Here is a 24,131-nt window from a genome sequence, read left to right on the forward strand (position 1 = left end):
GCTAGCCTCCCTCGCCATGACCTCTCACCCGACGACCTCCGACCGGACGGCCTCCCGCCCGGACGCCACCAGGGCTTCGTACGACACCGTCGCCGTCGACTACAACGAGCTCCTCAAGGCCGAGTTGGAGGACAAGCCCTTCGACCGGGCCATGCTCGCCGCCTTCGCGGAGCAGGTGCGGGCCGGCGGGGGCGGGCAGGTCGCGGACCTCGGGTGCGGGCCGGGGCGGGTGACGCTTCACCTGGAGAGCCTCGGGCTGGACGCGTACGGGATCGATCTGTCGCCGCGGATGGTCGCCGTGGCCCGACGCAGTCATCCGCACCTCCGCTTCGAGGTGGGCTCGATGACCGACCTCGACATCGAGGACGCCTCACTTGCCGGGGCCCTCGCCTGGTACTCCACCGTGCACACGCCGCTGGACGAACTTCCGCTGTTCTTCAGGGAGTTCCACCGGATCCTGGCACCGGGCGGTCACCTGCTGATCGCCTTCAAGGTGGGCGACGAACGCGTGCACCTCGATCACGCGTACGGCCATGACCTGGACCTCGACGTCTACCGCTTCCCACCCGAGCGCGTCGCCGAACTCCTGCGTGAGGCAGGACTGGTGGAGGTCGCCCGTCTCGTCCGCGAGGCCGACGCCCACGAGAAGACACCGCAGGTGTTCATCCTGGCCCGGAAACCGGAAGCGCCGGTGTGACGGTGGGGTTCCCCTTCGAGGGACGGGATGAGGAGACGACGAGGAGACGGAGAACTTCGACGCCCTGGCGTACGGCATCGTCGAGGCGGCGTCCGAGGTGTGACGTTCGCCCGGCGTCGCTCGTTGCCCTCGCGTTTCAGCCACTGGAGAGTGGGGTCATGGAACGCATTGATCAGGCACAGGCACGGGCGTGGCTGTCGACGGCCGTCGCGGAGGCCCGCGCCGGGCTGGCGGAGGGCGGTATCCCCATCGGCGCCGCGCTGTACGGCGCGGACGGCACGCTTCTCGGCCGCGGTCACAACCGGCGGGTCCAGGACGGCGACCCGTCCATGCACGCGGAGACCTCGGCGTTCCGTGCCGCGGGACGACAGCGTTCGTACCGCGGCACGACCATGGTGACGACTCTTTCGCCGTGCTGGTACTGCTCCGGTCTGGTGCGCCAGTTCGGCATCTCGCGGGTCGTGGTGGGCGAGGCGGAGACCTTCCACGGCGGCCACGACTGGCTGGCCGAGCACGGCGTGGAGATCGTGCTCCTGGACGATCCCGAGTGCACCGCGCTGATGCGCGACTTCATCAAGGAGAACCCGGCTCTGTGGAACGAGGACATTGGTGAGTAGGCCCCCGAGCAGCCCCCGTACCCCCAGTGCCCCCGGTGCCCCGCGCATCCCGACCATCGACCTGCGGCCCTGGCTGGACGGCGACCCCGACGCCCGTACCCGCATCGCCCGCACCGTCGACGAGGCCCTCCAGACCGCCGGTTTCCTTCTCGTCACCGGACACGGCGTCGACCCGGCCCTGCGCACCCGCATCCGCGAGGCCGCCCGCGCCTTCTTCACCCTCCCCGCGGAGCACAAGCAGCCGTACGCCGTGCGGGTCGGCGGGCGCGGCTGGCTCGGGCCGGGCGCCGAGGCCAACGGCTATTCGGAGGGTACCCAGACGCCCCCCGACCTCAAGGAGTCGCTGACCTTCGCGACGCACGAGCCCTTCGAGGACCCGGTGACGAACGCGGAGTGGTACGCGCCGAACGTCTGGCCCGCCGAGGCCCCGGGGCTGCGGAAACTCTGCGAGGAGTACCTGGCGGGGATGGGCGGACTGGAGAACCACCTGCTGGCCCTCCTGGGTGAGGCCCTGGGACTGGAGCCGGACTTCTTCACCCGGCACATGGACCACCCCACGTACGGCTTCAACATCAACTGGTACCCGGGGACGGAGGTCGTCGGCGAGCCCGAGCCGGGCCAGTTCCGTATCGGCCCGCACACCGACTTCGGCACCGTCACCATCCTCGACCGCCAGGCCGGCAAGGGCGGGCTGCAGGTCTACACGGACGAGGGCGGCTGGGAGGACGCACCCTTCGACCCTGCGGCGTTCACCATCAACATCGGTGATCTGATGGCCCGTTGGACGGGTGACCGATGGCGCTCCGGCCGGCACCGGGTGCTGCCCCCGCCCGCCGACGCGCCGGCCGAGGAGCTGATGTCGCTGGTGTACTTCGGCGAGTGCACGCCGGGGACCGTGGTGGAGTCGGTGCCCGCGCCGGTGGGGCGCGTCGCGTATCCGCCGGTCGACTCCCATGTCTATCTGCGCGAAAAGCTGGATTCGATCACCGTGGGGTAAGCGGGTGAAAGCGTACGGAAAATTTTCGTAACCAAACGGACATCCCGTGCCCTAGTGCGAACCAACTCCCCCTTTTTACACTGGTGTTGATAGACCTCACAGCAGCACAGAGCAGGACCGGACCGCGCCAGGGGGAGATGCGGTGCACAGAGGGCTGCACGGACGCGGAGCGTTGTTCGACACGGATCCGCCCGGTCTTGCGCTACGGCTCGTCGGCCTGCGCCCGTACCAGCTGCGCTCAAGCCCGTACGAACACCCGAAGGAACTGCCCTTCGTGGTGTTCGCGGGCGGACGGGGGCTCGGCAAGAGTGCCGTACTGCGGGAGCTGCACGACGCGTATCGCGGGCACACGCCGGTCGCCCTGATCGACGGCGAGGAGCGGCAGTTCGCCGGGCCGCCGCCCGAGCGGCCCGCGGAGTCCTGGTCGCCGGTCGGACAGGCGCTCACGACAGTCGCCGAGCAGCTGGCCGAGCCGGTGACCGGCGCCGGGCGGATCGGTTTTCCGCGCCTGACCTCCGGGCTGCTCGCGGTCGCGGCGGGCGGCTGGAGCGACCGTGACGTGCCGCGCATCCGGCAGGAGGCGGAACGGATCCTGCTGCTGAACGAGACCGGCTCCTGGCTCTCAGGGTTCGCGGGCCGCTGGGTGAGCAAGGTCGTCTCCAAGCTCATCGCCTCGCTCAGCGGTACGGGTCCCGTGATCGCGCCCATCATCGAAGCCACCCTCGAGGCGTTCGCCGAGGGGATCGGCCCCGCTCCCCGCCGGCTGCGCAGGGCCGCCACCTGGTACCGCGACTATCCGAACGCGGGCGGCAACCCCAAGCTCGGTCTGATCCTGCTCTCCTCGCACTTCCGGGCGGGCGGCGACTCCCGCACCCACGCCGAGCGCTATCTCGTACGGGCCCTGCTGGCCGACCTCGACGACGCGTACGCGGGGGTCATGCAGCGCTCGCACCGGCTGGGCCGGCCGGTCGTACTGATCGACAACGTGCAGGAACGGGCGGGCCTCGGCCTGATGGAACCGGTGCTGCGCGACCGCGCCGACGGCATCGCCGACCACGTCGTCTTCTTCGCCGCCCTGCGCGGATACACCCATGGAGCGCTGCGCAACGCGGGCCGCCGCACCCTCCCCGAGGTCGCCCGGCACTCCGGCTGGGAGCCGGGCACCTCGCCGTCCTCACGGGCGCTGCTCGTCGCGCTGCCGCCGCTGACCCCGGACGACACCCTGCACCTCGTGGGCGGCGTCTCGCAGGGCCTCGCCGTCCCCCCGCAACTCCCGCACGCCACCCACCGGTTGTCCGGCGGCAGCCCACTCGGCGTCACCCTCCTCGCGGAGTCCGCCCGCCAGAACCTGCCCCAAGGGGCCAAGTCTCTCGGCGAGTTGCTCACCGCCGACGTCTCCGTTCACGAGGACCACGACGGCCGGCCCACCTATCAGGAGCTGCTCGGCCGGCTCGTACCCGGTGGCCGGCTCGACGAGCTGACCGTGCTCGCCGCGGCCCACGACCGCGACTCGGCCTGTGTGCTCGCGGAGGTCCAGCTCTCCGACGACTTCGGTGCGTCAGGGGTCCTCGCGCTGGAGGAACGGCTCGCGGAGGAGGGCTGGGCGCCCGCCGCCGGGCAGTTCGTGGGCGATCCGTTCCTGCGGGCGCTGCTCCTGCTGCGGCTGCACCACGACGACCCCGACCACGCACGCTGGCGGTCCGTGCACCGCACCCTCATCGACCACTACGGCGACGGGGGCCAGCGGGACAGCGCCCGCTACCGGCGGCACCACGAACTCGCCCTCGGCAAGGCCGACTTCGCGGTGGCGCACCTGCGCGACACCTTCCCGCGCACCGATACGGAGTCCTGGCTGTCCTCGCTCGTCTTCATCGCGTCCGCGCCCTATTACCACGCACACGACCCGGACGGCCGCGACTTCGGCGGCCACGGCGGTCACGACGACCGGGCGGCCGTCGCGCTCGGCCGCACCGACGCCGCCCAGCAGCCACCGGACAGCGTGGACGCCGTACTGCATCTGCGGGTACGACGGCTGCTGCACGCGGTCTGGCAGCTCACCGATCCGCTGGTGCTGCCGGATCCGAAGGTGTCCGACCGGCTCCGTTTCGAGCTGGAGCAGCTGTCGAACCTGCGGCCCGCGGGCAACCCGCTGCTGTGGCGGGCCTCGCGGGAGTGGCCGTCGGACGCGCTCGCCGGCCGCCCCCTGCGCATCCCTGGTGACGACGACGAGAACGGGAACGGGGACCTGTGATGGCGCGCTTGTGGACCTGGCTGCGCGAGGACGTCTGGGAGATTCGTTTCCGCAGATATGTCGCGCTGACCCTCGCGGCAGTGCTCGCGGGCCTCGGCGTCTGGGGCGGTATGACGGCCACCAAGGAGAACCGCTCCTGCGCACCCGGTGTCGTCCAGCCGAAGGACAGCGACGAGTGCGTGGGCGTCTCGTGGACGACGTACGCCTTCGGACGTCCGCAGTTCGCCGACACCGTACGGGCCATCCACCGCGAGAACGCCCGTCTCGCCCCCGGCAGTTATGTCACCGTCGCGCTCCTCGAGCCCTTCACCGCCACCGACGCCGACAACCTGGCCGATGTGCTGCACGAGCTCCAGGGCGCCTATCTGGCCCAGTACCAGGCCAACCACGACACCACCGGCCTGAAGCCGAAGATCCGCCTGGTGCTGGCCAACCCCGGCTCCACCGGCACGTACTGGCAGCACACGGTCGACCAGCTGGCGGGCATGACGGGAGGCTCCGACCGGCTGCGCGCGGTGACCGGGGTCGGCCTGAGCACCGACAACAACAAGAAGGCCGTCAAGGAGCTGACCAGCCGGGGCATCCCGGTGATAGGGAGTTCGATCACCGCCGACGACCTGGCCAACGGGCAGAACGGCAAGGACCCGTTCCCCGGCCTCGCCCGGGTCTCCCCCACCAACACCGACGAGGCACGCGCCCTCGCCTCCTTCGCCAAGGTCTCGGCCGCCAACGCCTTCCTCGTCTACGACCGCACCGGCGACCCGTACACGCGCACGCTCCAGGCGTCCTTCGAGAAGATGCTCAAGGGCTCGCGCTACGAGGCCCAGCCGTTCACGCCGCCCGCCGACCGCAGCCAGGAGGGCAGCACCTCCAACGTCTTCATGCAGATCACCAACATCCTCTGCAACACGCCGACCACCACGAACACCATCCTCTTCGCCGGGCGCCACACCCAACTGCGGCAGTTCATCAACATGCTGGGCCAGCGCGGCTGCCACGACCGCCGGTTCACCGTGCTCACCGGCGACGAGGGCTCCTACCTCGCCGGGGACAAGGACCTCGACCCGGCCGCCCTCAAGGACCCGCTGCTGACCGTCCGCTACACGTCCCTGGCCCACCCGGACGCCTGGCTCCAGGACAGCGCGAAGACGGGCGGCAGCGCGGCCGACGCGAAGGTGTTGCGGTCACTTCTGGGGAGTGCCGGGAAGGAGCCCGTCGGGCCCGTCGGGCCGATCGCCCTCGACGACGGCCAGCTGATCATCGCGTACGACGCCATGCGGCTCGCCGTGCGCGGTATCCGCGGGGCCTCGCCGACCGGGAAGATCCCGGCCCTCGCGGACGTCGGCCTCCAGTGGCCGCAGGTCAAGGGCAAGCAGCAGCGGGTGAACGGGGCGAGCGGGTGGATCTGCCTGAACGTCCACGGCAATCCGTACGACAAGGCGGTGCCGATCGTGCAGCTGACGCCCGAGTCGCGGGCGCGCTTTGTGAAGATCGCGTGGCCTGAGGGGAAGCCGCCCTCTGCGGAGTGTCTGCCGCCGGCTTGAGGGGGGCGCCGTTGGGGGCACGGTGACTTGGTGCGTGCGGGTCGTGTGTGGCTGGTCGCGCAGTTCCCCGCGCCCCTAAAGGGCGCTGCTGTCCGGGGCGCCTGCCAAGTGGATGACCAATTCCTCGAAACGCTGGCGCCAGCCCGGGTCCTCGTCGCTTGGGGACTCGTGGGTGAAGCGGATTGTCGTGCCTGACGGGCGGGTCGGTTCCAGGTGGAACCGGACCCGACCCCGCCCTTCGACCGTGTACTCGGCGATCCGCTCGACGTCCCACGCCGTGATACGACCGCTGCCCAGCCCGCGCAGCGTGACCGCGCCGCCCAGTCGCGGCTCGAAGACCTCGGCCTCGGCCAGCCACGCCCGCAGGCCCTCGGACGAGGCCACCGCCTTCCAGACGTTCTCCACAGGCTGGGGAAAACGCAGCAGGTAGTGCAGGACGCGGGTGCCGTCCTCCCGGGTCTCGGTGGCGCCCTCTTCGATGCCTCGGGTCACTCCGGTCATGACACCAGCGTGGCCCGAGACAGCGGGATCCGCATCAGACCCCGGCGTACGAGTGCTTGCCGGAGACGAAGATGTTGACTCCGTAGTAGTTGAAGAGGAAGCAGGCGAAGGCGATCAGGGCGATGTACGCGGCCTTGCGGCCCTTCCAGCCGGCCGTGGCACGAGCGTGGAGGTAGCAGGCGTAGGCGACCCAGGTGATGAACGCCCAGGTCTCCTTGGGGTCCCAGCCCCAGTAGCGGCCCCACGCGTCGCCCGCCCAGATGGCGCCCGCGATGATCGTGAAGGTCCACAGCGGGAAGACGGCGGCGTTCACGCGGTAGGAGAACTTGTCCAGGGAGGCCGAGGAGGGCAGCCGCTCCATGACGGAGGTGGCGAAACGGCCCGGCTGGCCGCCGGTGGCGAGCTTGTTCTCGTACGAGTCCTTGAAGAGGTACATCAGGGTGCCGACCGCGCCCACGTAGAAGACGGCGCCGCAGAGGATCGCGGTCGAGACGTGGATGTACAGCCAGTACGAGTGGAGCGCGGGCACCAGCTGGTCGCTCGCGGTGTACAGGACGGTGACCGCGAGGCCGAGGTCGAGGAGGACCGAGGCGACCAGGGGCAGGCCGAGCCAGCGGATGTTCTTCTTCAGCGCGAGCATCACCAGGTACACGGCGACGGCGACCGTGGAGAAGGTGATGCTGAACTCGTACATGTTGCCCCACGGCGCCCGCTGCACCGACAGGGCACGCGCGAGGACACCCGCCGTCTCGACGGCCCAGGCGAGCGCGGTGAGGGACACCGCGATCCGGCCGTAGAGGTCGCCCTGCTCGTCCCCGCCGTGCGCGCCGGGCCCGTCGGGCACGTCACGGGCGCCCGCCGCCGACCGGGTGACGACCTTCGGCCGCTCCAGGACGGCCGTACCGCCCGCCGACTTCACGGTGACCGCGGGGGCCTTCGCCTTCTCGGTGGCGGTGAGCGCGGCGGCCGTGCGGGCGACCTTGCTGCGGCTGCCGAAGATCCACTCGGCGATGTACGCGAAGAAGGCCAGGGTGTAGACGGCCATCGCGGAGTAGATCAGCGTGTTGCTGATGTTGGCGAGGTGTTCGTTGGTGGCCGTGGCCAGATCGGTCACGGCGCCCAGGTCGGTTGCGGTGGCGAGAGTCATTTCTCAGCCCCTTCGGCGGCAGGTACGGAGGGTTCGGCGTCGGGGTCGGTTTCGACTGCGGCTTCGTCTGTGTCGGGCTTGGTGGGCGCCTGTTCGTGGACGAGTGCGGCCAGGTCCCCCAGTTCTTCGGGGAGCTTCGCGGACTCGCTGCGGCCGAGGCCCGCCATCTCGACGACGGTGACGCCGTCGGCCCCGGTGGTCGCCCGCACCCAGACACGGCGGCGCTGGATGAAGAGCGAACCGGCGAGACCGAAGATCGCGGTGAAGGCACCGACCAGCGCCCAGTCACTGCCGGGCTGCTGGGTGACCTGGAAGTTCGCCCATTCCTCGATGCCTTTGTCGAAGGTGATGGAGCCGGCGCCGTTCGGCAGCTTCATCGTCTCGCCGGGCAGCAGGCGCGCCTTGACGATGTTGCCCTTGGCGTCCTTGAACTGCTTCATCTTCGAGGTGTCGAGCTGGTACACGTTCTGCGGGATGCCCGCGTCGACGCCCAGACTGCCGTGGAACCCGGACAGCGCGAGCACGGGGAAGTCGAGCGCGGGGAACTGGGAGAACATGTCGCCCTTGCCCGCACCCGCGAAGGTCGGCACGAAGAAGGCGGAGAAACCGAGCTGTTCGGTCGTCCCCTGCGCGTTCTTGTAGCCGTCCATGACTTTGATCGCGCCCTGCGAGGTGACGTTCGAGTCGAGCGGCAGCATCGGCACGGCGTCGTGGTAGACGACGTTGCCCTTGCCGTCCCGGACGGTGACGACGGGCGCGTAGCCGTGGGCGGTGAGATAGACCTTCGAGTCGCCGATCTTCAGCGGCTCGTTGACCTTGACGGTGGTCTTCTTCTCCTTGCCGTACGCACCGACGCTGTACGTGATGTCCGCCTGATACGTGCGGGGGGTGCCCTTGTTGGGGCCGGTGCGCTCGTAGGTGCCGGTGAACTTCTTGAGGTGGAAGCTGAACGGCGTGAGGTCGTCGGTGCTGAAGAGGTTGCCGGACTTGAAGTCGTCGTACTGCGAGATCGTGTTGGAGAAGCCGTCGCCCTCGACGATCAGCTTGTTGCCCTCGGACTTGAAGAGCTGGCCCCAGGCGAAGGCCACCAGCATCACGATCAGCGCGATGTGGAAGAGCAGGTTGCCGGTCTCGCGGAGGTAGCCCTTCTCGGCGGCGACGGCGTCCTTCTCGATGTGCGCCCTGAAGCGTCGCCGCTTGAGGATCTCGAGGGCGGCCTCGCGGACCTGCTCGGGCTCGGCCGCGGTGCGCCAGGTCGCGTACGCGGGCAGCCGGTTCAGCCGCTTGGGGGCGCCCGGCGGACGGCCGCGCAGCTGCCCGACGAACTGCCAGGTGCGCGGGATGATGCAGCCGATGAGCGAGACGAACAGCAGGATGTAGATCGCGGAGAACCACACCGAGCTGTAGACGTGGAACAGGCCGAGCTTGTCGTAGACCGGCCCGAGGATGCTGTGCGCGTCCTTGAAGGCCGCCACCTTCTGGGCGTCGGTCCCGGACTGCGGGATCAGCGAGCCGGGGATCGCCCCGAGCGACAGCAGGAAGAGCAGGATCAGGGCGACCCGCATCGACGTCAGCTGCCGCCAGAACCAGCGGGCCCAGCCGACGACCTCACGGCCGGTCCAGGTCAGCCATCCCAGGGCGCCGGGGGCGCGGGACCCGCCGAAGGAGCCGGGCACGGCCGTGTCGACCGGCGCGGTGGAGAGCTGGGATCCGGCTTCGCCGAGTTCGCCGTCGGCGCTCACCCCGATGTGCCGCTTGGCGGCCGCCGGGTCCTTCGTCCTGCCCGTGCCGGTGTCGGTGTCGGTCGTGCTCATCGATCAGATCCCTACCGTGAAGCCGTTGGACCAGGTCTGCATCTGCTGCACGATGCTGTCCCAGGCACCGGTGAGCAGGAGCAGGCCGGTCGCGATCATCATGCCGCCGCCGATCCGCATCACCCACACGTAGTGCCGCTTGACCCAGGCGAAGGCACCGAGCGCCTTGCGGAAGGCGACGGCCGCGAGGACGAAGGGCACTCCCAGGCCGACGCAGTACGCGACGGTCAGTATGGCGCCGCGGCCCGCGCTCGCCTGGTTCATGGAAAGAAAATTGATGGAGGAGAGGGTCGGTCCCAGGCAGGGCGTCCAGCCGATGCCGAAGAGCGCGCCGAGTATCGGAGCACCCAGCAGGCCGGTCACCGGCCGCTTGTGGAAGCGGAACTCGCGCTGCGTGAGCCAGGGCATCATCCCCATGAAGAACACGCCCATCGCGATCATCAGCACGCCGAGGATCTTGCTGATCGTGCCCTGGTACTCCTGGAGGGTCGACCCGAAGTAGCCGAACAGCGCCCCGCCGGAGACGAACACGGCGGTGAAGCCCACCACGAACAGGCTGGCGCCCGCGACCATCCGCCCCCGTCTGGCCTCCGCCAGATCCGTGCCGGTGACACCGGTCACGTACGACAGATAGCCGGGGACGAGCGGCAGCACGCACGGTGAGAAGAAGGAGACGAGGCCGCCGAGGACGGCGATCGGCAGGGCGAGCACCAGGGCACCGCTGACGACGGTGTCGGACGACGCGGCGAGGTTCGTGGACGCGGCAAGAAGGGACACGTCAGGTCACTTCTCCGCGAGTACGGGGTCGAGCATCTCGCGAAGCTTGTCCTCGCTGAGGGCCTGCAGCGTACGGGCCGCGATCTTCCCGTCCCGGTCGATGACGATCGTGGAGGGGATCGTCTGCAGGTTCAGCGTGCCCTTCTTGAAGCGCAGCAGCAGCTTGCTCGTCGGGTCGTAGAGGCTGGGGTAGGTGACGCCCTGCTGCTTCTCGAACGCCTGGGCCAGACTGATGTTGGCGTCACGGGTGTTGATGCCGACGAACTGCACGCCCTTCGCCGCGGTGTCCTTGGCGACCTTCACGAAGTTCGGCGCCTCGGCGCGGCACGGCGGGCACCAGGAGCCCCACACGTTCACGACGACGATCTTTCCCTTGTAGTCCTTGACGTCGAGCTGCTTGCCGTCCACGGTCGGGCCGGAGAGGTCGGGGGCCTCGGCCCGGGAACCCTTGGCGACGGTCGAGATGCCGTCCTTGCCCGCCACGAAGTTGCTGCCGCCCGAGCCCCCGGACGTCCCGCCCGAACCGCACGCGGACAGGACAAGCGCGGCGACGGCGGCCCCGGTGGTGAGCAGGGCGGCGCGGCTACGGGTGCGGTTCGAGCGCTGTTGGGCGCGGCAGGCGGCACTCATGTGAAAAGTTTCGCATGCCCGTTTCGAGGATCTTCCGCACCCCCCTTGCGGGCGGAAAACACCATTTCAGGCGGCGCTCCCGGATCCCTTGGAAGTGCCCGTCCCAGAGCCCGTTCCGGTGCCGGTGCCGGTGCCGGTGCCCGAACCCGTACCGGCCCCCGTACCGGCCCCCGTACCGGCCCCCTTGCCGGTGTCGCCGAGGAACGCCTTCCAGCCACCCGCCGGTCGCTGTCCCACGTCCAGCGTCCGCAGCTTGGCGAGTATCTCGGGCTTCTGTACGTCCATCCAGTCCACGTACTGCCGGAAGGAGACGAGGCGGACGTCCTGGCCCTTCTCCTTCTCCCAGGCTATGTGCTTGAAGGCGTACTCGACGGCGTCCATGTAGATGCCGCCGTTCCAGTGCTCGAAGTGGTTGCCGATGAAGAAGGGCGCCCGGTTGCTCTCGTAGGCCCGTCGGAATCCGGCGACGTACGCCTCGCCCGCCTGCTGCCGCCACGCCGGGTAGTTGTGCGCGGGCGCCTTCGTCGAGTTGATCGACTGGTTGGCCAGCATGTTGTAGTCCATGGACAGCACCTCGAAGCTGCGCCCCGGGAAGGGGATCGCCTGGAGGGGGAGGTCCCACAGTCCGTGCCGCTTGTCCGGCCAGACCTGGCGGCCGCCGGGCGAGGAGGCGTCGTAGCGCCAGCCGAGCTCCTTGGCGGTGGGCAGCAGGTTGTCCCGGCCGAGCAGACAGGGGGTGCGGGCGCCGACGAGTTCCTTCTCGTAGTCGAAGGGCAGCGCGGGCAAGTCGGTCCAGCCCGTGTTGGTCCGCCACTCCTTGACGAAGGACTTGGCCTGGTCGATCTCGCTGCGCCACTGCGCCGGCGTCCAGTTGCCGACGGTGCCGTGACCGGAGCAGAAGTGGCCGTTGAAGTGCGTGCCTATCTCATGGCCGTCGAGCCAGGCCTGCCGGACGAGCCCGAGCGTCGACTTGACGTGGTCGTCGGCGAGATAGCCGATGTCGGAGGCGCCCCGGGGGTTGTTGGGCGGCAGGTACTTGCGCTTCTTCGACTCGGGCAGGAGGTACAGCCCGGAGAGGAAGAAGGTCATGTGCGCCTCGTGTTCACGGGCGAGCCGCAGGAAGCGGGAGAAGAGACCGGTCCCGACCTCGCCCGCGCCGTCCCAGGAGAAGACCACGAACTGCGGAGGGGTTTGACCCGGTTCCAGAGGGACCGGCTTCGCGGGCTGGTTGGGCTGCTTGCCCGTGAAGGAGGTGGAGCCGTCGCCTATCGGGCGGGCGGGGTGCGAGGAGGCGCTGGGCTTGCCGGACGGACCGGGCTTGCCCGACCGGGAACCGCCGCCCCCGCTCGGACCGTCGTGTTGTGCGGTGCCGCACGCCGCGAGTCCCATCGCCGCCGCGGCACCCGCCCCGAGGCCGATCATTCCCCGTCGGCTGATGTCCCGCATTCGGTCCCCATCTCATCGTGCCCTCTCAGCTGGCTCCCAGCCGACACACAATAAGAGGGCACGACAAGCGGATAAGTTCCTCAGACCGCGCAACATTGATCGTATTTTACGAAGAACAAATCGGGTAACGCCGCTTCCGAAAACTTCGCGCCGATCCGTACGGGAATGAGCGCATGTACGGGTACGAGCGCTCTACGCCCCGAACGCCTTGCTCTTCCCCTTCACCGGCTTGGCGCCCGCGAGGAGATGGGCGGGGACGAGGTCCCGGGCGGGCTCGCTGTACCCCACGGACACGATCTTGTCGCCGCGGTAGGTGAAGGTCGTCAGGGACGCCAGCGTGCACTGCCGCTTGCGCGGGTCGTGCCACAACCGCCGCTTCTCCACGAAGGACCGCACGATCCAGATCGGCAACTGGTGGCTGACCACCACCGCTTCATGCCCACGGGCCGCGTCCTTGGCGGCGTCCAGCGCCCCCATCATCCGTACGACCTGATCGACGTACGGCTCTCCCCAGGACGGCTTGAACGGGTTGACGAGGTGCTTCCAGTTCTCGGGCCGCCGCAGCGCCCCGTCCCCCACCCCGAAGGTCTTCCCCTGGAACACGTTGTCGGCCTCGATCAGCCGCCCGTCGGTGTCGAGGTCGAGACCGTGCGCCTTCGCGATGGGCGTCGCGGTCTCCTGCGCCCGCTCCAGCGGGGAGGCGACGACATGCGTGACGTCCCGCTCCGCCAGGTGCTCGGCGACCCGCTCGGCCATCTGCCGCCCGAGTTCGGACAGGTGATAGCCGGGCAGCCGCCCGTACAGCACCCCGTCCGGGTTGGCGACCTCGCCGTGCCGCATGAGATGCACGACGGTGATGTCCTGATCGCGGCCCTGTGTCTGATCCCGCATCTGATCCTGCGCCTCCCGCGCCTGATCCCGCGTCTGATCCTGGCTCATGCCGTGGCCTCCGCCGCTGCCCTGGCCGCCGCCGGAAGGGCGTCGGCGATCCGCTGAATGGCCCGCTCGTCGTGGGCCGTGGACACGAACCACGACTCGAAGGACGACGGCGGCAGATAGACACCCTGCGCCAGCATGGCGTGGAAGAACGCGGTGAACCGGAAGGACTCCTGCGCCTTCGCGCCCTCGTAGTCGCGCACCTCACGCCCGGTGAAGAAGACCGAGAACATGTTGGAGGCGTTCTGCAGCCGGTGCGCCACGCCCTCCTTGCTCAGCGCCTCCGTGACCAGCCCGCGGATCTGCTCGGAGACGGCGTCGACCTTGTCGTACGCGGCGTCGTCGAGCAGCCGCAGCTGGGCGAGCCCGGCGGCGGTCGCGACGGGGTTCCCGGAGAGCGTGCCGGCCTGGTAGACGGGCCCCGCGGGAGCCAGGTGCTCCATGACGTCCTTGCGGCCACCGAAGGCGGCGGCGGGGAACCCTCCGCCCATGACCTTCCCGAAGGTCATGAGATCCGGACGTACCCCGTCGATCCCGTACCAACCGGCCTTGCTGGTCCGGAATCCGGTCATGACCTCGTCGGAGATGAACAGGGCGCCGTTGCGCGCGCAGGCGTCCTTGAGTCCCTGGTTGAACCCGGGCCGGGGCGGCACGACGCCCATGTTGCCCGGCGAGGCCTCGGTGATCACACAGGCGATCTCACCGGGGTGCGCGTGGAAGGCCTCGTTCACGGCTTCGAGGTCGTTGTAGGGCAGGACGATCGTGTCGGCGGCCTGGGCGCCGGTGACACCAGGGGTGTCGGGCAGCGCGAAGGTCGCCAACCCGCTCCCCGCCGACGCCAGCAGCGAGTCGACATGCCCGTGATAGCACCCGGCGAACTTGATCACCTTCGACCGCCGGGTGAACCCACGGGCGAGCCGGATGGCGGACATGGTCGCCTCGGTCCCACTGGACACGAGCCGGACCTGCTCAACGGGCTCGACGCGGGCGACGATCTCCTCGGCGAGCGCGACCTCGCCCTCACCGGGGGTGCCGAAGGAGGTGCCGTGCGCGACGGCCTCCTGGACGGCGCCGATGACGTCGGGATGCGCGTGCCCGAGGATCATCGGCCCCCATGAACACACGAGGTCGACGTATTCCCTCCCGTCGGCATCGGTCAGGTACGGACCGTTTCCGGACACCATGAAGCGGGGCGTACCGCCCACGGCGCGGAACGCGCGCACCGGAGAGTTCACGCCGCCGGGCGTGACGAGGGACGCACGGTCGAAGAGGGCCTGCGAGACCGGTGCCTCATAGGGATACGGCGCGTGCGCGGTCTCCCCTGTCTGGGGTGACGTACCGCCGGAGATGTTGTTCGCCTCTGCCATACCGTTCAGCGTACGGCCCGGCGTCCGCCACTCCGGCCCTACCCCGGGGCGCCGGAACAGGGCCGTACCGGGTCAGGCCCGCACCGTACGGCGTTGCCGCGGAGCAACCCGGACCGAGTTCGCCCGCACGGTCGGCTCTGCTCCCGCGAATGTGACCGTAGCTCGCTCCGTGACCCGGCAGCCACGCCGGACACCTCCGCGAGAGCCAGTCGGAGAACTGCTCGGATCGCGGTTCGGCCCCGTCCGCTGCCGAGCCGGCGACACACGAATCCAGTCTGCCCAGACGCTCATCGAGCGCCCTCTTGTCGGCGAGGAACCTCCGGCGCCCGACGCTCCCGCTGTAGATCCCACGGTTCAGGTCGTCATAGAGGCGCTCCAACTCATCGGTCACAAGCACGCGTTCGGACCGTAGGACACCCCGCTCGCCACGTCGCGCCGCGTCGGCCGCATGGTCGGCGCCCTGGGCGAAACGACGGGCGGCCTCCCGCAGCACACCCTGCGCGTCAGAGGCATCGGCACCGGCCGTGAACACGTCGAGGATGCGACGCACCACATGGGCGTCGAGTGCCTCCCGCTGAATGTGCATCCACCCGCATGTCGCCCCGCTTCCACCGTCCCCGGCGGCCGTGAGCACTTACGCGCGGTGTCGGGTGCGCTGGGCCGCAGCGTGCGGACGGCTACCGTGACGGCCCTGCCCTCGATATGGCGGACCTCGGTGCGCGCCACGCTCACCAGGCCATACGGTGGCGCGCCCCCGCCCACCCTCCGAACTCCTTGGCTACGGTCGGCCGCGCTGTCCGGCAAGAACACACCCTCGGTGCACGAGGGGACGCTCAGCACCAGACGCGTACCCGGACACCCCGATGGCGCGGTAGTGGCCCAGGAACACGCAGCCGCGCTCCACCGCTCCGGCCTTGGTAGCCTCGTCCTGGGCTTGCGGGCCGGCCTCGGATTTGTCCGACTTGAGCTTCGACTGCCGGGTATACCCTGCTGCCACGCGGCGTTTCCGCGCCGCTCCCCCCTCTTCGCTGGTCATGGCGGGAACGTATTACCTAAAATCCATGAAGGCGCCGTTCTCGGGGATAGTTCACCCCGCAGGGTTGGGGCCGGCCCTCGGCGACGGACAAGTGTTTCGGCGTACGTTTCGGCGTGCGGCCGTGGGGGAGGTCACTGTCACGATGATCGGGTTGCGTGGCGGGGGTCGCGCGCCTTAGAAAAGCAGTCGGGTGGAGATATGCATCGCGGTGGCGGACTGGGCGAGGGGACCGATGACCTCGGTCCTCGGCGTGCCCGGCGGGGAAGGCACCGGCGCGAGGCGGAGGAAGCGGCCGAGGCGCGGCGGACACAAGGGTCGCCGGGCTCACCCGGATCACCCGGATCACCCGGATCACCGGGGTCGCAAGGATCACAGAACGATCCTGAGCGGATCGACCCGTCGGGCCGTATGGACGGTATGGACTACACGGACCGCGGGGCAGACCGGCTCAGGGCAGGAAGCGGGAATGGTGGCCGGGTGGGGGTGACCTACAAATACTTCGGCGCGCCGGACGGTGCGACGGCGGCCCGCGTGCCGATCTCGATGCGCCCCGAGGAACTCGGCGGCGACGAGCTCGGCATGAACGGCATGTTCACCAAGATCAAGCCGGAGACCATGGCCGCGATGGTCCTCACCGGCATCGAGGGCGTCCCTCTCCACAAGGTCCCGCCCCTGGAACTGGTCGTCCTCCACCCCGACTACGCCGTCGTGAAGCTCCCCATGACCGTCGTCGACCCCCTCCGGGGCATCGGCGAGGAGGCGGTCGGAGCGGCGGCCTTCATCTGGTCGACCGTCCCGGACCGCGGAGGCCCGCGGGACGCCTTCAACGTGTACCAGCTCCTCCATGAATGGCAGGATTTCAGCCACCGTCTGCACGAGGCGGGGCACCAGCCGTACTGCCTGGTGTGGCCCTGATCTCCGGTTCTCCGTAACACGGGCGGGGCTCGCGGTCCCGCCCGGGGGCGGCCCGACAACAGGCGCGCCACCCGGGACCGGTGAATACTGAATTTCATGCGCATCGATTTCGACCCGGAGGCCATGGGCGGCGCCGCCTTCTACCGGTTCCTCACCTCGGTCGTCATCCCGCGTCCGATCGCATGGATCTCCACCGTCACACCGGACGGCTCCACCGAAAACCTCGCCCCGCACTCCTTCTTCAGCATCGCCAGTACGGACCCGCCGGTCGTGCAGTTCACCTCGATCGGCCGCAAGGATTCCCTGCGCAATGTCGAGGACACCGGGGAGTTCGTCGTCAACTTCTCCACCGAACCGTTGCTGCAGTTGATCAACTCCACGGCCACCGACTTCCCCCGGTCGGTCAGTGAATTCGACTACGCGGGAATCGAGCGCGAACCGAGCCTGCATGTCCGACCACCCAGAGTGGCGGCCTCCCCCGTCGTTCTGGAGTGCCGTTCGCACACCACCCTGCGTATGGGAAACGCCACCCTCGTCTTCGGACGGGTCCTCCACGCGGCGGTGCACGAGGACCGCATCGTCGACGGCCGCCCCGACTCCGAACGTCTGTTCCCGCTCACCAAGCTCGGCGGGGACGAGTGGGGCACGCTGGGAAAGGTCCTGCACCTGAACCGCATCCCCTACGAGGAACCGCGGCCTTAGTCCGGGTCCGGGGGCACGGTCACCGTCACAGCCACCCGTTGCGCTTGAACCCCCGGTGGATGACGAAGCACGCCACGGCGATCACCGTGAGGGCCAGGGGGTAGCCGAAGCGCCAGTGGAGTTCGGGCATGTGGTCGAAGTTCATGCCGTAGACGCCGCACACCATGGTCGGTACGGCGACGATCGCGGCCCAGGCGGTGATCTTGCGCATGTCCTCGTTCTGGGCGACGGAGACCTGGGCGAGGTGCGCCTGGAGGATGGAGTCGAGGAGGGCATCGAAGGCCGTTATCTGTTCGGTGACCCGCGACAGATGGTCGGCGACGTCGCGGAAGTACGCCTGGACCTCCGGGGCGATGAGGCGCATCGGCTCGCCCGCCAGGAGGTCGAGGGGACGGCCGAGGGGGACCACCGCGCGTTTGAGTTCGAGGAGCTCACGCTTGAGCTGGTACATGCGGCCGGCGTCGGCGCCCTTGGCTCCCCGGGGCGAGAAGACGGACGTCTCCACCTGGTCGATGTCGTCCTGGACGGCGTCCGTGACGGTCAGGTAGTCGTCCACGACGTGGTCGGCGATGGCGTGCAGCACCACGGCCGGGCCCTTGGCCAACTGCTCCGGCTCGGCTTCCAGGTCCTCGCGCAGGGGGCCGAGAGAGCCGTGCCGTCCGTGCCGTACGGTCACCACGAAGTCGGGGCCGACGAAGACCATGATCTCGCCGGTGTTCACGACCTCGCTGGTGGCGGTCAGTTCGGCGTGTTCGACGTAGGAGACCGTCTTGAACACGGCGAACAGGACGTCGCCGTACTGCTCGACCTTGGGGCGCTGGTGGGCGTGGACCGCGTCCTCGACGGCGAGCGGGTGCAGGCCGAACAGCTCGGCGGCCCGGGCGAACTCCGTCTCGGTCGGCTCGTGCAGCCCCAGCCAGACGAAGCCCTGGCGGCCGTGTTTGCGGACGCGGGCGACGGCCTCCTCGACGCTGGGCGCGGCCTCCTGGCGGACGCCGTCACGGTAGATGACGCAGTTGACGACGGCCGAGCCGAGCGGGGAACGGGCCGGGTGACTCAGGTCCACCCGGCGTCCGCCGCGTGCCAGACGGGCGACTTTGCGCAGGTTGCCGACCATCGACATGCGGTACTCCTTCCCCGGATTTCCCGGAACGGACGGCCAGTGTGCCAGTAGGGGGTAAGCCCGACGTCAGAGCCCGGTTCCAGCCTGCGCCGGGCGCCCGCCGCTCCGCCGGTGTCAGAGAAGGGAAGTGTCATGAATCACGGGTCGTACTCGCCTGGGAACCGCCCGATGGTGACTTCGCCCACCGCGGTGCGCTCCGCCCACTGCCGGTGACCACGCTCCGACGTACTGCCTCGCGCACGCCGTCTGCCCGGTGCCGGCCCTGTCGCCCTCGCCGCTGTCCCGCGAGCTCGCCTCCGTGCACCGCCGTATCCGGCTGTGGCTGCCCCTCGACGCACGGGAGCTGACGGAGGACAGGTCCTGAGTGACCTCCCACGTCAGGGGCGCGTTACGGGACCGGGGCAGCGCGTCAAACCTCCGTCAGCGAAGAGCCCCGTCCCCGGCCCGGCGGGCATAGCCTCACAGAGGCGCCCGGCCGAACCGGCCGGCTCCCTTCACTTCCCCGAGGAGCGGCACCATGTCTCCAGTCGAGTATTCCGAGGACCCCGAGCCTTCCGAACGCTTCCCGGCCGGACTTCTCTTCGTCCCCGTCCGGTCGGGACCCGCGGGCTGTACGGCCCGGTTCTTCCGCACCCCGCTGGGCGGCCGTACGGCCGTCGGCTTCACCTCGGTGGCGAGCCTCACCGCCACACTCGGCCCGGACCAGGCCTCCATCCGGCTCTCCGAACCCGCGCTGCGTGCGCTCGCCGCGCCTCTGGGCGTCACCGCCCTCACCGTCGACCCGTCGTTCCCCGCCCCGCGGCCGACCGCACCGCGGCCACGGTCCGTGAGCGCGAGAACTCCTGGCGCCGTTGGCACCCCCAGCACGTCGGCGCTCTGCCGGTGACCGGCGCCGCCGCCGTCGCGTGCCTGAACCTGCTGATCGGCTGAGGAGACGTCATGTCCATTCAGGAACTGCCCGTTCAAGAAACGCCCGTTCAGGAACCGCACCGGGCACCCGGGGCCGACGCGCGAGACGCCGAAGGCCTCTCCGTCTGGCCCCGCTCCGCCCGCCCCGAACCCGACGCGGACGTCTCCGTCGGCGGCGTCTCCCTCGCCGAGGCCGCCGACCGCTTCGGCACCCCCGTCTACGTCCTCGACGAGCAGGAAGTCCGCGAGCGCTGCCGCGCCTACCGCACCGCGTTCCCCGACGCCGACATCGTCTACGCGGCCAAGGCGTTCCTGTGCCGGGCCATGGCCCACTGGGTCCAGGAAGAGGGCCTCGGCCTCGACGTCTGCTCGGCCGGGGAACTCGCGCTCGCCGTCACCACCGGCTTTCCGCCGGAGGAGATCGTGATGCACGGCAACGCCAAGAGCCCCGAGGACCTGCGCACCGCGCTGCGCCTCGGCGTCGGCCGCATCGTCGTGGACAGCACCTCCGAGATCGCCCGGCTCGCCGCGATCACACCCGCCGGCACCCGCCAGAAGGTCATGGTCCGCGTGGTGCCCGGCATCGCGGCCGGCGGACACGCCAAGGTGCGCACCGGCACCGACGACCAGAAGTTCGGCCTGTCGCTCACGGACGGCTCCGCACAGCACGCCGTCACCCGGATACTCGACCAGCCGCACCTCGAACTCGTCGGCCTGCACTGCCACATCGGCTCACAGGTCACCACCGTCAAGCCGTACGTCGCCGCGGTACGGCGCATGGTCGGGCTGCTGGCCCGCGTCCGCGACCAGCACGGCATCGCCCTCCCCCAGCTGAACATCGGCGGCGGCCACGCCATCGCCTACCGCCCCGGCGAGGAACACCTGAACATCTCCGTCCTCGCCGGACGGGTCCGCGCCGAACTCGAGGACGGCTGCGCCCGCGCGGGGCTGCCCGTACCCCGGCTCACCCTCGAACCCGGCCGGGCGATCGTCGGCCCCGCCGGAGTCGCCGTCTACCGGGTGCTGGCCGTCAAGCGCACCGGCGCGCACACCCTCGTCGCCGTCGACGGCGGAATGAGCGACAACCCCAGGCCCGCCCTGTACGGAGTGCGGTACGCGCCCCGGCTCATCGGCCGCCCCTCCTCCACTCCACCCCGCCTCGTCACCGTCGTCGGCCGGCACTGCGAGGCCGGCGACATCCTCGCCGACGAAGTGGCCCTCCCCGGCGACGTACGCCCCGGCGACCTCCTCGCCGTCCCGGCGGCCGGCGCCTACCACCTGTCCATGGCCTCCGGTTACAACCTCGTAGGACGCCCGCCGGTGGTCGCGGTGTCGGACGGCATCGCGCGCGTACTCGTACGCCGTGAATCGCTGGACGACATGAGCCGCCGGGACGTCGGCCTGTAGGGCCCCTCTTCGGGGTCCCCCTCTTCGGGATCCAGCCCTGGCGCGGCGGCCGGTTCAGAGGCTCAACCGGTACGGCACCACGCAGACGACCACGTCCGTACGGGCCCGCAGCGCGGCGGCGAGGAGCAGGCCGCGCTGGTTCTGGAGGATCTGGTAGCGGCGGTGGAGGGGCTCCACCTCGGGGATGAGGACGGCGATCTGCCGTCCCTCCTCCGCCGCCCTCCGGACGTAGTCGACGATCGGTTCCACGAGCGAGCGCTGCGGGCTGTCGACGACGTCCAGGCGTACGCCCGGGTTCCAGCGGTCCCAACTCTCCCTGAGCGCACGGACCTTGGCCGGGTCGGCGTGTACGGCGACCGCGACCACCTCCTGCCCGAGGGCGCGGGCGGCCGACAGCGCGTACTGGGTGAGCCTGCTGACCTCGCCGACCGGCACGATGACGAGGGAGTCGCCGACGCGCACCGGCGGCGGGACCTCACCCAGCCCGAGTTCCCGGCCGACCACTGTGTAGTAGCGCTGGACGCGGGCGAAGAGCAGCATCAGCAACGGAATCGCGACGACCACCACCCAGGCCCCCTCCAGGAACTTGGTGGCCAGCAGGACGACTCCCGCCACGGCGGTCAGTACCGCGCCGACCCCGTTGAGGGCCGCGCGCCGCAGCCAGCCGTGCGGACGCTGCCCCGCCCAGTGCCGTACGAGCCCGATCTGACTGATGGTGAAGCCGGTGAACACGCCGATCGCGAAGAGCGGGATCATGCGGTGGGTGTCGGCGTTCACGGCGATCAGGAGAACCGCCGCGAGCAGGGCGAGGGTCATCACGCCCCAGCGGTACACCGGCCGTTCCGTGCGCAGCCCGAAGAGGTGCGGCAGCCGGTGGTCCTTGGCCAGCAGGCTCATCAGGACGGGCAGACCGCCGAAGCTGGTGTTCGCGGCGAAGGCGAGGGCCAGGGTGACGATGAGGTTGGTGGCGTAGTACGGCCATCCCGTCCCGTACGCGCCCGCCGTCAGCTGCGCGAGTACGGTCACGCCGTCGCGCGGGGCGACATGGTCGCGGCGGATCAGCAGGGCCATGCCGATGAGCATCAGGCCGAGCAGCGCGCCGAGCATCAGCTCGGTGCGCTGGGCGCGTTTGACGCGGGGTTCACGGAAGGAGGGCACGCCGTTGGCGATGGCCTCGACTCCGGTGAGCGCGGAGCAGCCGGAGGAGAACGCCTTGAGCAGCAGGAAGACGCTCAACGCCTCAGTGGCGTGGACGGACTGGAAGGTGCCGACGACCGCCACGGGATGGCCTCGCACCAGGCCGAGTACGACGATGCCGAGGATGCTCACGATGAACAGCGCGGTGGGCAGCATCAGCGCCCGCGCGCTCTCGGCCACACCGCGCAGGTTCACGGCCGTGAGCAGGGCGAGCCCGATCAGGCAGACCGCGAGCAGGTGCGAGCCGAGCACGGGGAACGCGGAGGCGAGGCTGGCCGCGCCCGCCGCCAGACTGACCGTCACGGTCAGCACGTAGTCGACGACGAGGCTGGCCGCCGCGAGCAGGCTGACGGTCGGTCCGAGATCCTTCTTCCCCACCGCGTACGCGCCGCCGCCGTCCGGATGCACGGCGATGACCTGTCCGTACGACACGACGAGTACCGCCAGGAGTCCGGCGATGACGAGCGTCACCGGGAGCGTGGCGGACAGCGCGCTCGTCCCGGCGGCGATCAGTACGAGCACGATCGCCTCGGGGCCGTACGCCACCGAGCTCAGCGCGTCCAGGGAGAGCGCGGCGAGCCCCTCGATGCTGGTCAGGTGGTACTTGTCGCCCTCCCCGTGCCGCAGCGGAACTCTTGGCCGCAGTTCGCGGCGGGCCAGGCCGTACGCCATGGGGGACCTCGCGGGGGTGGGGGGGTTCTGAGGTCAGTGTGACCGGCGTGGTGCGGTGTGGAGGGGCAAGGACGCGCCCGGACCGCGGCGGACCGAAGGTGCGGGGCGCGCAGTCGTGTCGCCGCCGATCGGGTAGTACCCGAGATGCGGTGCGGGCCGGGTGAGGGCCGCTCGTCCCTGACGAAACGGCAGGTCAGTGCAGTCTGACGAGTCATCTGTTGGCCGAATGGGCCTGGGTGGGCGTGGCCTCGGGGTGCGCCAGGTGAGCGGCTCGAGTGGTGCGCGGGGCCCGGCGGACTGACGGTGGATCACGTCAGGGTCGGGTTCTCACGAGCTGACAAGGTGTCAGCTGCCTGGCTGCGACGGAAGGACTCCGAAGATGCGATCTGCCCGCATGCTCCTCGCCACCGCGACGGCCACGGCCGCCCTCGCGATCGGCGCACCAGGCGCCCTCGCCGCCACGGCGGGTGACGGGAGCCACGACGACTCTTCCTACAGCAGGGAACACGACAAGGAGAGCAAGCACGACAAGCCGAACGGCGGGGTGCACACGGGTGGCGGAGCCCTTACCACCGTGCGCGGCGAGGACTCGAGCGGCAACGACTCGGGCTCCGACCAGGGCAAGAGCGACTCGTCGGACTCCGGACAGGGCAAGAAGGGCGACTCGTCCGACTCCGGACAGGGCAAGAAGGGCGACTCGTCCGACTCCGGACAGGGCAAGAAGGGCGGCGGCTCCGACCACGGCAAGGGCAACTCCGACTCCGACTCCGATTCTGACTCCGACTCCGACTCCGATTCTGGCTCCGGCTACGGCTCCGACTCCGGCTCCGACTCCGGCTCCGGCTCCAAGCACGGGCACGGCAGGCCCCACGGCGGCGTGCACACCGGCGGCGGCGCCCTCAGTGTCGTGCGCGGCGAGGACTCGAGCGGCAACGACTCGGGATCCGACCAGGGCAAGAAGGGCGACTCGTCGGACTCCGGACAGGGCAAGAAGGGCGGCGGCTCCGACCACGGCAAGGGCAACTCCGACTCCGATTCTGACTCCGGCTACGGCTCCGACTCCGGCTCCGACTCCGACTCCGACTCCGGCTCCAAGCACGGGCACGGCAGGCCCCACGGCGGCGTGCACACCGGCGGCGGCGCCCTCAGCGCCGTGCGCAGCGACGACTGGAACAAGGACGACGAGAAGTTCGACCCGGAGACCTACAAGGACAAGAACAAGGACGACTCGGGTTCCGACCGCGGCAGGGACGACTCGGACTCGGAGCGCGACAAGCCCCGCGGCGGTCTGCACACGGGTGGCGGTGCGCTCGCCACGCCGGGTACGAAGGCCGGTGGGCTGGCGGTCCTGGGCCTCGCCGGTGCGGGTGCCTACTTCCTGCTGCGCCGCAAGCGCGCGGCGGACGGCCTGTCCTGATCCATGCCTGACGACATAGCAGCCCGGGC

Annotated in this window: 20 protein-coding genes; 10 read left to right on the forward strand and 10 right to left on the reverse strand. The window is 70.0% G+C overall.

Annotation, left to right across the window (positions count from 1 at the left end; all coding sequences use genetic code 11):
* Positions 1 to 16 precede the first annotated feature (16 nt).
* The 5 genes from OG568_RS22845 to OG568_RS22865 all read left to right on the forward strand — a co-directional run bounded on the left by OG568_RS22845 (position 17) and on the right by OG568_RS22865 (position 6,106).
* Positions 17 to 697 (forward strand): class I SAM-dependent DNA methyltransferase, encoded by a 681-nt coding sequence (locus OG568_RS22845; protein ID WP_329532910.1) that lies wholly within the window; start codon positions 17 to 19, stop codon positions 695 to 697.
* Positions 698 to 855: 158 nt separating this feature from the next.
* Positions 856 to 1,314, forward strand: a complete 459-nt coding sequence (locus OG568_RS22850) for a nucleoside deaminase (RefSeq protein WP_329532911.1) — start codon at positions 856 to 858, stop codon at positions 1,312 to 1,314.
* Positions 1,307 to 2,311 (forward strand): isopenicillin N synthase family dioxygenase, encoded by a 1,005-nt coding sequence (locus OG568_RS22855; protein WP_329532912.1) that lies wholly within the window; start codon positions 1,307 to 1,309, stop codon positions 2,309 to 2,311. Before OG568_RS22850 ends, OG568_RS22855 begins: the two co-directional genes overlap by 8 nt.
* A gap of 142 nt (positions 2,312 to 2,453) precedes the next feature.
* Positions 2,454 to 4,562 carry a hypothetical protein gene (locus OG568_RS22860; protein ID WP_329532913.1) on the forward strand — a complete coding sequence of 703 codons (2,109 nt, stop codon included), beginning with the start codon at positions 2,454 to 2,456 and terminating at the stop codon, positions 4,560 to 4,562.
* The gene (locus tag OG568_RS22865) at positions 4,562 to 6,106 is read left to right on the forward strand and encodes a hypothetical protein (RefSeq protein WP_329532914.1); all 1,545 of its coding nucleotides are present in this window, start codon (positions 4,562 to 4,564) and stop codon (positions 6,104 to 6,106) included. Before OG568_RS22860 ends, OG568_RS22865 begins: the two co-directional genes overlap by 1 nt.
* Before the next feature lie 75 nt (positions 6,107 to 6,181).
* On the opposite strand, the gene OG568_RS22870 is transcribed toward OG568_RS22865, so the two are convergent.
* The 8 genes from OG568_RS22870 to hemL form a co-directional block, all read right to left on the reverse strand.
* Positions 6,182 to 6,607, reverse strand: coding sequence for an SRPBCC domain-containing protein (locus OG568_RS22870; protein ID WP_329532915.1), 426 nt, complete (start codon positions 6,605 to 6,607; stop codon positions 6,182 to 6,184).
* Positions 6,608 to 6,641: 34 nt separating this feature from the next.
* Positions 6,642 to 7,754: a c-type cytochrome biogenesis protein CcsB gene (ccsB, locus tag OG568_RS22875; RefSeq protein ID WP_266437590.1), complete on the reverse strand. Its 1,113-nt coding sequence runs from the start codon at positions 7,752 to 7,754 to the stop codon at positions 6,642 to 6,644.
* Positions 7,751 to 9,568, reverse strand: coding sequence for a cytochrome c biogenesis protein ResB (gene resB / locus OG568_RS22880; RefSeq protein ID WP_329532916.1), 1,818 nt, complete (start codon positions 9,566 to 9,568; stop codon positions 7,751 to 7,753). Before resB ends, ccsB begins: the two co-directional genes overlap by 4 nt.
* A 3-nt stretch (positions 9,569 to 9,571) precedes the next feature.
* The gene (locus OG568_RS22885) at positions 9,572 to 10,345 is read right to left on the reverse strand and encodes a cytochrome c biogenesis CcdA family protein (protein WP_266437595.1); all 774 of its coding nucleotides are present in this window, start codon (positions 10,343 to 10,345) and stop codon (positions 9,572 to 9,574) included.
* A 6-nt stretch (positions 10,346 to 10,351) separates the two neighbouring features.
* Positions 10,352 to 10,975 (reverse strand): TlpA family protein disulfide reductase, encoded by a 624-nt coding sequence (locus OG568_RS22890; RefSeq protein WP_266437597.1) that lies wholly within the window; start codon positions 10,973 to 10,975, stop codon positions 10,352 to 10,354.
* Between the two features lie 66 nt (positions 10,976 to 11,041).
* Entirely contained in the window at positions 11,042 to 12,421 is a 1,380-nt protein-coding gene (locus OG568_RS22895; protein ID WP_329532917.1) for a hypothetical protein, read from the reverse strand.
* Between the two features lie 192 nt (positions 12,422 to 12,613).
* The gene (locus tag OG568_RS22900; protein WP_266438135.1) at positions 12,614 to 13,312 is read right to left on the reverse strand and encodes a histidine phosphatase family protein; all 699 of its coding nucleotides are present in this window, start codon (positions 13,310 to 13,312) and stop codon (positions 12,614 to 12,616) included.
* Between the two features lie 44 nt (positions 13,313 to 13,356).
* Positions 13,357 to 14,724, reverse strand: a complete 1,368-nt coding sequence (gene hemL / locus OG568_RS22905) for a glutamate-1-semialdehyde 2,1-aminomutase (protein WP_329532918.1) — start codon at positions 14,722 to 14,724, stop codon at positions 13,357 to 13,359.
* Positions 14,725 to 16,237: 1,513 nt separating this feature from the next.
* Between hemL and OG568_RS22910 the strand changes: the two genes are divergently transcribed.
* The gene (locus tag OG568_RS22910; protein WP_003974483.1) at positions 16,238 to 16,675 is read left to right on the forward strand and encodes a hypothetical protein; all 438 of its coding nucleotides are present in this window, start codon (positions 16,238 to 16,240) and stop codon (positions 16,673 to 16,675) included.
* A 96-nt stretch (positions 16,676 to 16,771) separates the two neighbouring features.
* A complete protein-coding gene (locus OG568_RS22915; protein ID WP_329532919.1) occupies positions 16,772 to 17,377 on the forward strand; it encodes a flavin reductase family protein in 606 nt (201 codons plus the stop codon).
* A 25-nt stretch (positions 17,378 to 17,402) separates the two neighbouring features.
* Here OG568_RS22915 and OG568_RS22920 read toward each other — a convergent pair whose 3' ends face one another.
* The gene (locus OG568_RS22920) at positions 17,403 to 18,500 is read right to left on the reverse strand and encodes a magnesium and cobalt transport protein CorA (RefSeq protein WP_329532920.1); all 1,098 of its coding nucleotides are present in this window, start codon (positions 18,498 to 18,500) and stop codon (positions 17,403 to 17,405) included.
* A 517-nt stretch (positions 18,501 to 19,017) separates the two neighbouring features.
* Here OG568_RS22920 and OG568_RS22925 point away from each other — a divergent pair.
* Positions 19,018 to 19,386 carry an SAV_915 family protein gene (locus tag OG568_RS22925; protein ID WP_329532921.1) on the forward strand — a complete coding sequence of 123 codons (369 nt, stop codon included), beginning with the start codon at positions 19,018 to 19,020 and terminating at the stop codon, positions 19,384 to 19,386.
* A 53-nt stretch (positions 19,387 to 19,439) separates the two neighbouring features.
* Positions 19,440 to 20,816 carry a diaminopimelate decarboxylase gene (gene lysA, locus OG568_RS22930; RefSeq protein WP_329532922.1) on the forward strand — a complete coding sequence of 459 codons (1,377 nt, stop codon included), beginning with the start codon at positions 19,440 to 19,442 and terminating at the stop codon, positions 20,814 to 20,816.
* A gap of 54 nt (positions 20,817 to 20,870) precedes the next feature.
* On the opposite strand, the gene OG568_RS22935 is transcribed toward lysA, so the two are convergent.
* Positions 20,871 to 22,685 (reverse strand): APC family permease, encoded by a 1,815-nt coding sequence (locus OG568_RS22935; RefSeq protein ID WP_329532923.1) that lies wholly within the window; start codon positions 22,683 to 22,685, stop codon positions 20,871 to 20,873.
* A 379-nt stretch (positions 22,686 to 23,064) separates the two neighbouring features.
* On the opposite strand from OG568_RS22935, the gene OG568_RS22940 reads away from it, so the two are divergent.
* A complete protein-coding gene (locus tag OG568_RS22940; RefSeq protein WP_329532925.1) occupies positions 23,065 to 24,102 on the forward strand; it encodes a hypothetical protein in 1,038 nt (345 codons plus the stop codon).
* Positions 24,103 to 24,131: the final 29 nt, after the last annotated feature.

The organism is Streptomyces sp. NBC_01450 (assembly GCF_036227505.1).
Classification (GTDB): Bacteria; Actinomycetota; Actinomycetes; order Streptomycetales; family Streptomycetaceae; genus Streptomyces.